This is a genomic window from Fulvivirga lutimaris (genome assembly GCF_009711525.1).
Taxonomy (GTDB): domain Bacteria; phylum Bacteroidota; class Bacteroidia; order Cytophagales; family Cyclobacteriaceae; genus Fulvivirga; species Fulvivirga lutimaris.
In genome coordinates, this window is sequence record NZ_SMLV01000265.1 from 1 (window position 1) to 9,269 (window position 9,269).

The following is a 9,269-nucleotide window of genomic DNA, read 5'->3' on the forward strand; positions in this document are numbered from 1 at the left end:
ATACAAATTATTTCCAATTGAAAAGCGTTTGAATATCTTTGGCAACCTAAAACGGGAGTAATTTGAATTTCGAAGAGATAAAAAGTGCTATTGAAAGTTATATGCAGAAGGATAAAAAGTTATTTACCACTTCCTCGTTTCAATCGCATAGTTTGGTGCTGCTCCACATCTTAAGTAGGATAGACAATTCCATTCCAATAGTATTTATCAATACCGGATATCATTTTCCTGAAACTGTTGCATTTAGAGATAAGGTTGTTGAAGAATTTGGTTTGAAAAATCTTATTGACCTTAGGCCAGATGTTCCGAAGTTTATGCAGCGCGATAGTGAGGGAAGGTTATTATTTGCCAGCGATCCTGATCATTGCTGCTATCTTAATAAAACCCAACCTGTAGATAATTTACTCCTTCGCCATGATGTGTGGATTAATGGGGTGCGCGCAGATCAAAGTGCCGTGCGTAAGACTATGAAAGTGGAACAGCCAGCTCCACATGGTACAGTGAGGTTTCACCCGATGCTCGATTGGAATGCTAAAAGTATTTACCAATACCAGAAAGAGTTTGACCTACCAAAACATCCGCTTGAGTCTAATGGATATTTGAGTATTGGCTGTGAGCCTTGTACAAGAAAGGTTGATCCTGAAATGATGGAGAGAGAAGCAAGATGGTATGGCATGAATAAAACAGAATGTGGTCTTCATACAGATTTAGTAAGTAAATGAGAATATTAGTCACTGGCGGAGCCGGATATATAGGTACAGAATTAGTTTATGAATTGGCTCAACAGCAAGACGTATCGGAGGTTATTGTCTTTGATAATCTGAGTCGCAGTAATTATAATTTATTCATTAATGGTAAAATGAATAATTATGAAAAAGTGACTTTCATAAAAGGTGAACTACTTGATTCGCGTCAACTGAAAAAGGTATTAGATGGTGTTGATGTTGTTTACCATTTAGCAGCCAAAGTGACTACGCCCTTCGCCAATACTGACCCACATTTTTTTGAGCAGGTAAACCATTGGGGAACCGCTGAACTGGTCTACGCGGTAGAAAATAGTAATGTAAATAAGTTTGTTTATACCAGCAGTACTGGAGTATATGGTTCATCAAAGCAAGGTGTAGGAGAGGAGGTTGTGCCAAATCCTAAGACCTTCTATGGTATTTCTAAGATGCGTGGTGAAGAGCACGTAAGTAGGCTGAATGATAAGATTGAGACTCACATACTTAGATGTGGAAATGTTTATGGTTATAGTAAAAGCATGCGCTTCGATGCCGTGATTAATAAGTTTGTATTTGAAGCTAACTTCAATAAAAAAATTACTATTAATGGCGATGGAAGACAGCACCGATCATTCATTCATATCGACCAGATATCAAAGGCTTTAGCTGGTCTTTTAAACAATACAATGGGTTCTGGTACTTATAACCTGGTGGCCAGAGATCTTGTTGTGTTAGATATTGTAGATGTGCTTAAAGAGTTGATCCCTGAATTGGAATTCATATTTGTGAATCAACATTTGAAGCTCCGCGAACTGAGAATACAACCAAATGATGAGCTGAACAGCAAGCTGGGTATTGATACTTCTAAATCATTTAAAGATGAGATCATAGAGTTTAGAAACCATCTGAGTTTCTAAAGCAGTTCCCGATCTTCATAAACATCCATTTTGTCAAAATCAATTACTTCGTCTCCTGATTCACCAGTGGAGTAGGCAGAAACAAATTTGGCACCCCACACTATTTCATCAAAAGTGTATGAGTACCGTGCATGAACAGTCTGGCTAAAGGTATCATCAAATCCTTTGATGAGTATTAACAGTTCAGTCTGCATTTTAGCAAAATCTTCTTTACCCTTTCCATGCAATGGGCTTTTGTCATCAATTGGGTGAACAATGGTCCAGTTAAGAGGGAAAAACAGAATGCGCTCTCTTTCCAAATCTAATGGAGTGAATTGCCTAATTGGTTTGCCATCTTTTTGACCAATGGTCATTAATATCAGCGATGCTTCCATTTCAATGAGTGTGCTTTTTCTCATATTGGCAATCCTGAATTGTAGACTGTTGATACCATCTCTGTAGGGTGCTACAAGCGCTTTTTCGCTAAACCATAATCTGGCTGATGGCTTTGAGAATCTACCATAAAGAATACCAGTAATCAATGCAAAACTCAGCCAGCCTGCAATGGCGTCTATTATTGCTATCACATGTAATATGTCACTCTGGGGTGCAATGGCACCATAGCCTACGGTAGTGAAGGTTTGAAAGCTAAAGTAGTAAGCATGTAAAAAGTCTTTGACGAAGTTGACAGGGGTTATTCCTGAAAGACCATCAACACCGATCAATGCGATTAATAGTCCAAAGCATGCATTGATCGCAAACAGATAGCTAAAAATGATCAAAAAGAATCGTGACCAGGACATTTTAATTAACGCCTGGTAGGTGTTTCTATAACTCCAACCCAGACCTCTTTTTATCACATTAAAAGATCCATTTTTATTAATAACTCTTTTGGAGTTATAGTTATAGGCGGTTCCGGTGCCTGGATCTTGTGTAACTTTTCTTTTTGCCATGTAAAAATAAAAAACCCTGACGTCAGCTGAGGTCAGGGTTTTAAATTAATTATTTCTTGTTAGAATTAGCAATACTCGTTGAATACTTCTAACAAGTGATTGCCGATCATTTCTGCATTTCTTCCTTCAATATGATGTCTTTCAACAAAATGAACCAATTCACCATCTTTAAACAAAGCTATAGAAGGAGAAGAAGGAGGATAAGGCAATGTGTATTGTCTTGCTTTTGCTACTGCTTCCTGGTCAACGCCAGCAAATACTGTAGTAAGATTATTTGGCTTCTTGTCTGAGTTTTGTACAGCCCATTTAACACCAGGTCTTGCTGCTCCTGCTGCGCAACCACACACAGAGTTGATAACCATTAAAGTAGTTCCTTTATGATCGGTAAGATGGTTGTCTACATCCGCACCGGTTTTTAATTCTGTAAAACCAACTGAAGTTAAATCAACTCTCATTGGGGCTACTAGTTCTTCTGGATACATATTATTTATAATTAGTAGTTAGTATTTAGTAATCAGTAACAAGTACTGGGACTCTGATTTTTATTGTTTAATTATCTTATTTCTTAAATCTAGTGTCTTGAATTTATAAAAAACCTAGTTCGAGTTTCGCTGCCTCTGACATCATATCTTGTGAGTAGGGTGGATCAAAGGTGATTTCTACATTCACATCATTTACACCTTCAATCTTTTTAATGTTGGCCTCAACCTCTGCAGGAATTGTCTCAGCCGCAGGGCAGTTAGGTGAGGTTAGTGTCATAAGCACATATACACTGTTAACAGGGTGTATAGTGATCTCATAGATCAATCCAAGTTCATATACGTCAACAGGGATTTCAGGATCATAAACATTTTTCAATGCTTCTAAAACCTTATCTCTTAATGTTAATTCAGCTTCTTTAGTCTCACTCATGATTCAATCTTACTTTTAAAGGCTAATGCGTAAAGCTTCATTTGTTTTATCATTGCTGCAAAGCCGTTAGAGCGCTGCGTTCCAATAAATCTTTCCATGCCAATGCGCTCTGGAAAATAAACCTCTTCATTAAGAATATCGTTCACTTTTTGTCCGGAAAATGTTCTAACCAACAAACTCACCAGTCCTTTGGTTATAGCCGTATTACTGTCAGCATGGTAGGTAATATTATCACCGTCTAATTCAGCAGTAAGCCATACTTTAGATTGACAACCTTTTACAATGTTATCATCGGTTTTGTCAGCTTCATTCATTGATGGTAACTTCTGGCCTAATTCCATAACATAGAAATTGGTCATTTCCATATCCCCTTCAAGAATGGCAAACTCTTCTATAATTTCTTCTTGTTTTTCTTTTATGGACATATCATTTCATGAATTTGACAACTCTATCAAGTGCCTCGATCATTTTGTCAATTTCTTGTTTGGTGTTATAAACCGAGAATGAAGCTCTAACAGTTCCTTCAATCTCAAACCTATCCATTAAAGGTTGAGTACAATGATGTCCCGTTCTTACAGCTATTCCGCTAGCATCTAGCATCTGGCCAATATCAAAAGGGTGAATTCCGTCAACAATAAAAGACAATACACTTACTTTATCTTTTGCATCGCCAATGATTTTAACACCTTTGATTTTCTGAATTTTCTCTTTGGCGTAAGCTAATAGCTCGTCTTCATGTTGAGCTATATTGTCTTTTCCCAACTCGGTAATGAAATCAAGTGCTGTTTTGAAAGCCACTACATCACCAATGTTTGGTGTGCCTGCTTCAAACTTATATGGAATGTCATTAAATGTGGTTTTCTCAAAGCTAACGTCTTTGATCATCTCACCACCACCCTGATAAGGAGGCATGGCCTCTAATAATTCACGTTTTCCATACAGCGCTCCAGTACCAGTAGGTCCATAGCATTTATGTGCTGAAATGGCATAAAAATCACAGTCTAAAGCTTGTACATCTATGTCAAGATGAGCAGTAGCCTGAGCGCCATCAATCAAGACTTTAGCTCCAACTTTATGTGCCTCATCAATAATTTCTTTTACAGGATTAATGGTTCCAAGGCTATTAGAAGCATGATTTACAGCAACTAATTTGGTTTTATCTGAAAGCAATGACTTGTATTGATCAATATCTAAAGAACCATCGTCTTTAACTTCAATAACTTTGATATTCGCACCTCTTTCTTCAGCAATCAATTGCCAGGGCACAATATTAGAGTGATGTTCTAGACCGCTGATGATAATTTCATCACCGGCATTAAGGAATTTACGACCAAAAGATGAGGCAACCAGATTGATACTTTCTGTGGTGCCTTTGGTGAAGATGATTTCCTCAGCCTCTCTTGCATTAATAAATGTTTTAAGCGTTTTACGGGTTTCTTCAAACGCTTTTGTGGCTTTTTCAGCCAGCGTATGAATGCCTCTGTGTATATTGGAATTGTAACCTGAATAATAACCAGAGATAGCATCTATAACAACTTTTGGCTTTTGATTAGTAGCAGCATTGTCAAAATAGATCAAAGGTTTACCATTTACAGACTGGTGTAAAACAGGAAACTGTTTTCTTATCTCTTCAATATCAAATGTTTTTGCTTGGCTACTAATTGCTGTCATACTAAAAGTCTTTATGTAAGCGCTCAGAAATAATATGTTCGAGGTAATTTTTAAGAGGTTCTAATTTTACACTTTCAATTACCTCAATGGCAAAAGCATAGAGGAGCATTGCTCTCGCACTTGTTTTGCTCAAACCTCTTGCTCTTAAGTAAAATAATGCATCTTCATCTAGCTGACCAGTAGTGCAACCATGCGAGCATTTTACATCATCAGCCCAAATCTCTAATTGAGGTTTAGTATTAACTGTAGAGGTATCTGATAAAAGAATATTTTTGTTTGACTGGAAAGCATTTGTTTTTTGAGCTGCCTGCCTTACGTATACTTTACCATTGAAAACACCGCGAGCATTGTCTTCTAAAATTCCCTTATAAAGCTCATTGCTCATAGAATGAGGCCTGATATGATCTGCAGCAGTGTGATTGTCAACATGCGTTTTGCCATTGACTACATATAAGCCATACATGTGAGATTCACAGCCTTCACCGTCAACAGCTATGTTAAGGTTGTTTCTAACAGTACCTCCATTTAATGTGAAGGTATACGTAGAGAAAACGCTGGATCTCTTTTGGTGTATTTGTGTTGTGCCTATATGAGATGCGTTGTCATTATTATTCTGGATTTTATAATAATTGCCATGTGCATTCTCATCAACCAATATTTCAGTAACAATATTAGTAAAGCTGTCATTATTTCCCTTGGTTGAGAATAACTCAAGGAAATCAACCTGGCTGTTTTTACCAATGGAAATCAGGTTTCTTGAATTGGTGTAATTCTTATCATTGGTAGCGTCATTGATGAAAAACAAAGCGATTGGTTTTTCAATAATACTATTATCAGCCACTGTAATAAACGAACCGTCTTCAACAAGCGCAGTATTTAAAGCTGCAAACTCATCGTTGTTGTTTTTTGTGGCCTCTCCGAAAAGCGCTAAAAACTGAGGATCATTACTTTCTATAGCTTTACCTATTGAAGATATTTTCAGACCTTTAGTTTCTTCTATATCAGATAATTCTAATGAAAACTCTCCATTGATGAAGACCAGTTTGATAACATCTAAGCCTTCAAATACTAGCGCATCAACATCTGATTTTCCAACGGCATGCCCTGATTTTTTAGAAATATCAAATTGCTTTTCTAAAATTCTGGTAACATTCGTGAATTTGTATTCTTCATTTTTAGGATGAGGAAGACCTTTTTCATTAATAAAGTCAAAAGCTTTTTGCCTTATAGCATGAAAGTCTGAACTGTTATTCAGACTTGAGAATCTTGTATTTAGACCTTCCAAAATCTTACTTCTTTCTGCAACTTCAGTCATAAATTTGATTTTAGATAGTAGCGTCTACTTCTTCTTTTATCCAATCGTATCCTTTTTCTTCAAGCTCTAATGCTAAATCCTTTGTTCCAGATTTAACGATACGCCCTTTGTATAATACATGCACAAAATCCGGAACTATATAATCTAACAATCGCTGGTAGTGAGTAACCACAATTGTTGCATTGTCTTTGTTTTTTAGCGTATTAACGCCATTAGCTACTATTTTAAGTGCATCAATGTCCAGACCTGAGTCTGTCTCATCAAGAATAGAAAGCTTAGGCTCTAACATGGCCATTTGGAAGATTTCGTTTCGTTTCTTTTCCCCACCAGAGAATCCTTCATTTAAAGAACGGCTTAATAGCGATTGGTCAATTTCAACCAATTGCATTTTCTCTTTCATTAGTTTTAAGAAAGATACAGCATCTAGTGGGTCAAGACCTTTATGCTCACGCACCTGATTAAGTGCTGTTTTCATAAAGTTAGTAGTACTTACACCAGGTATTTCAATAGGGTATTGAAAAGCAAGAAAAACACCTTCACGAGCACGCTCTTCAGCTGCCATCTCTAATAAATCCTTACCTCCGAATTCAGCACTTCCCGCTGTAACCTCGTAATCTTCTCTTCCTGCCAATACAGAAGCCAAAGTGCTTTTGCCAGAACCATTCGGGCCCATAATAGCATGTACTTCTCCTGCTTTCACTTCAAGGTTAATACCTTTCAAAATCTCCTTATCCTCAATTGAGGCATGTAAGTCCTTAATTTTTAACATTATATGCTATGTTGTTCGTTATTCTTAATTAGTTTGATTGAGTAGCTGAATTTTGAAGTTTATCCAACAGACCCTTCAAGCGTTAATGCCAGAAGTTTTTGAGCTTCTACCGCAAATTCCATCGGTAACTGATTCAGAACTTCCTTGCAATAACCATTTACAATTAAAGCAACTGCACTTTCCTCATCTATACCACGCTGAGTACAGTAGAATATCTGATCTTCTCCAATTTTGGAAGTAGTAGCCTCATGTTCTACCTGAGCCGTACTATTCTCAATATCTATGTATGGGAAGGTGTGAGCCCCACACTGATCTCCCATCAATAAGGAATCACACTGTGAGAAGTTACGTGCACCTGAAGCACGTTTCATAACATGCACCTGTCCACGATAGCTATTCTGAGAATGTCCTGCTGATACACCCTTCGAAACAATCCTCGATTTAGTGTTCTTACCGATATGAATCATTTTTGTACCTGTATCAGCTTGCTGATAATTGTTGGTAACAGCTACTGAATAAAATTCACCAGTAGAATTATCTCCTTTAAGTATACAAGATGGATACTTCCATGTTACCGCAGATCCAGTTTCAACCTGAGTCCATGATATTTTGGAATTGTCTCCAGCGCAGATACCACGTTTGGTTACGAAGTTGTAAATACCACCTTTACCATTCTTGTCGCCAGGGTACCAATTCTGAACAGTAGAGTATTTTACTTCAGCATCTTTGGCTGCATAAATTTCTACAACAGCCGCGTGCAATTGATTTTCATCTCTTTGCGGTGCCGTACAACCTTCAAGATAACTTACATAAGAAGCATCATCAGCAATAATCAGGGTTCTTTCGAATTGACCTGTATTTGCTGCATTTATTCTGAAATAGGTAGATAACTCCATTGGACATCTAACACCTTTCGGGATGTAGCAGAATGATCCGTCTGAAAATACAGCCGAATTAAGTGCTGCAAAGTAATTGTCACCAGTAGGGACAACAGAACCTAAATATTTCTTAACAAGCTCAGGATGCTCTTTAACTGCTTCGCTAAACGAACAGAAAATAACACCAAGCTCACCTAATTTATCTTTAAATGTTGTGGCAACAGAAACACTATCAATTACAGCATCTACAGCTACACCGGTAAGTCTTTTTTGTTCCTCAAGAGATATTCCTAGTTTTTTGAAAGTCTCTCTCAATTCTGGATCTACATCATCAAGGCTATCTAATTGCTGCTTCTTTTTAGGAGCAGAGTAGTATATAATGTCCTGATAATCTACAGCAGGGTAGGAGACATTTGGCCATTTTGGTTCCTTCATTGATTGCCACTTTTTGAAGGCATCAAGCCTCCACTTAAGCAACCACTCAGGCTCTTCTTTTTTAGCAGAAATGAATCTAACAGTGTCCTCAGTTAATCCTTTGGGCGCCTGATCAGACTCTATATCAATACTCCAACCGTGTTCGTACTCTTTGGAGGTGAATTCTTCTAAAATTTGATTGTCTTTACTCATATGAATTATTTAGACTAATTTCAAATTGTCCTGCAAATGTACAACAAAATTCATGGAAGGATGTTCCCGTTTTTCAATTTTTTGGATAGATATTCCCTATAAAGAAATAGGTCAAACTTATTTGGTTCTAAGTGAGGCTAATATGTCTGTTTATACTCTCCTCTAACGAAATCATTGTATCTGTTCTAACTATACCATCCACTTTCTGGATTTTGTCATGCAGCAAATCCTTAAGGTGTTGAGTGTCTTTGCAGTGGATGCGGGCGAACATACTATAGTTACCAGTGGTATAATGAACATTAATTATCTCTGGTATTTCTTTTAGTTGTCTGATTACGTCATCATACAATTCACTTTTGGCAAGAAAGATGCCTATGAAGGCGGTAATGTCATAGCCAAGTTTTGTAGGATCAATTTCCAGAGTAGTTCCTTTTACGATTCCTGCATCTTCGAGCTTCTTCATTCTAACATGTACTGTTCCTCCTGATACAAACACCTGTTTTGCGACTTCTGTATATGGTTTTTT

At 37.3% G+C, this 9,269-nt stretch carries 11 protein-coding genes; 2 read left to right on the plus strand and 9 right to left on the minus strand.

Translation table 11 applies throughout. The annotated features are described in order from the left end of the window. The first annotated feature begins 62 nt into the window (after nt 1-62). On the plus strand, nt 63-722 hold the full coding sequence (locus tag E1140_RS03930; RefSeq protein WP_185153415.1) for a phosphoadenylyl-sulfate reductase: 660 nt from the start codon (nt 63-65) through the stop codon (nt 720-722). Continuing rightward, nucleotides 719-1,639 (plus strand): NAD-dependent epimerase/dehydratase family protein, encoded by a 921-nt coding sequence (locus E1140_RS03935; protein ID WP_155179261.1) that lies wholly within the window; start codon nt 719-721, stop codon nt 1,637-1,639. The genes E1140_RS03930 and E1140_RS03935 overlap by 4 nt, the downstream gene beginning before the upstream one ends. Here the strand turns inward: E1140_RS03935 and E1140_RS03940 are convergent. From E1140_RS03940 to E1140_RS03980, 9 genes are all read right to left on the minus strand, one after another. Further along, nucleotides 1,636-2,571 carry an ion channel gene (locus tag E1140_RS03940; RefSeq protein ID WP_155179263.1) on the minus strand — a complete coding sequence of 312 codons (936 nt, stop codon included), beginning with the start codon at nt 2,569-2,571 and terminating at the stop codon, nt 1,636-1,638. The two genes, E1140_RS03935 and E1140_RS03940, sit on opposite strands and share 4 nt — an antisense overlap. 65 nt (nt 2,572-2,636) lie before the next feature. After that, nucleotides 2,637-3,053, minus strand: a complete 417-nt coding sequence (locus E1140_RS03945; RefSeq protein ID WP_155179272.1) for a BrxA/BrxB family bacilliredoxin — start codon at nt 3,051-3,053, stop codon at nt 2,637-2,639. A gap of 103 nt (nt 3,054-3,156) precedes the next feature. After that, nucleotides 3,157-3,483 (minus strand): SUF system Fe-S cluster assembly protein, encoded by a 327-nt coding sequence (locus E1140_RS03950; RefSeq protein WP_155179274.1) that lies wholly within the window; start codon nt 3,481-3,483, stop codon nt 3,157-3,159. Beyond that, the gene (locus tag E1140_RS03955; protein ID WP_155179275.1) at nt 3,480-3,908 is read right to left on the minus strand and encodes a SufE family protein; all 429 of its coding nucleotides are present in this window, start codon (nt 3,906-3,908) and stop codon (nt 3,480-3,482) included. Before E1140_RS03955 ends, E1140_RS03950 begins: the two co-directional genes overlap by 4 nt. Nucleotide 3,909: 1 nt before the next feature. Then, nucleotides 3,910-5,154, minus strand: a complete 1,245-nt coding sequence (locus tag E1140_RS03960; RefSeq protein ID WP_155179277.1) for a cysteine desulfurase — start codon at nt 5,152-5,154, stop codon at nt 3,910-3,912. 1 nt (nt 5,155) lies between these two features. Then, nucleotides 5,156-6,469 (minus strand): Fe-S cluster assembly protein SufD, encoded by a 1,314-nt coding sequence (gene sufD, locus E1140_RS03965; RefSeq protein WP_155179279.1) that lies wholly within the window; start codon nt 6,467-6,469, stop codon nt 5,156-5,158. 10 nt (nt 6,470-6,479) lie between these two features. Next, nucleotides 6,480-7,238, minus strand: a complete 759-nt coding sequence (gene sufC, locus E1140_RS03970) for a Fe-S cluster assembly ATPase SufC (protein ID WP_155179281.1) — start codon at nt 7,236-7,238, stop codon at nt 6,480-6,482. Between the two features lie 59 nt (nt 7,239-7,297). Beyond that, nucleotides 7,298-8,743 carry a Fe-S cluster assembly protein SufB gene (gene sufB / locus E1140_RS03975; protein ID WP_155179283.1) on the minus strand — a complete coding sequence of 482 codons (1,446 nt, stop codon included), beginning with the start codon at nt 8,741-8,743 and terminating at the stop codon, nt 7,298-7,300. A gap of 127 nt (nt 8,744-8,870) precedes the next feature. Beyond that, on the minus strand, nt 8,871-9,269 hold a 399-nt coding region (locus E1140_RS03980), incomplete at its 5' end, for an Lrp/AsnC ligand binding domain-containing protein (protein ID WP_155179285.1).

Coding starts and splice junctions, on each gene's coding strand:
- E1140_RS03935 (WP_155179261.1), top strand. CDS start 719: ATGAGAATATTAGTCACTGGCGGAGCCGGATATATAGGTACAGAATTA.
- E1140_RS03940 (WP_155179263.1), bottom strand. CDS start 2,571: ATGGCAAAAAGAAAAGTTACACAAGATCCAGGCACCGGAACCGCCTAT.
- E1140_RS03945 (WP_155179272.1), bottom strand. CDS start 3,053: ATGTATCCAGAAGAACTAGTAGCCCCAATGAGAGTTGATTTAACTTCA.
- E1140_RS03950 (WP_155179274.1), bottom strand. CDS start 3,483: ATGAGTGAGACTAAAGAAGCTGAATTAACATTAAGAGATAAGGTTTTA.
- E1140_RS03955 (WP_155179275.1), bottom strand. CDS start 3,908: ATGTCCATAAAAGAAAAACAAGAAGAAATTATAGAAGAGTTTGCCATT.
- E1140_RS03960 (WP_155179277.1), bottom strand. CDS start 5,154: ATGACAGCAATTAGTAGCCAAGCAAAAACATTTGATATTGAAGAGATA.
- sufD (WP_155179279.1), bottom strand. CDS start 6,469: ATGACTGAAGTTGCAGAAAGAAGTAAGATTTTGGAAGGTCTAAATACA.
- sufC (WP_155179281.1), bottom strand. CDS start 7,238: ATGTTAAAAATTAAGGACTTACATGCCTCAATTGAGGATAAGGAGATT.
- sufB (WP_155179283.1), bottom strand. CDS start 8,743: ATGAGTAAAGACAATCAAATTTTAGAAGAATTCACCTCCAAAGAGTAC.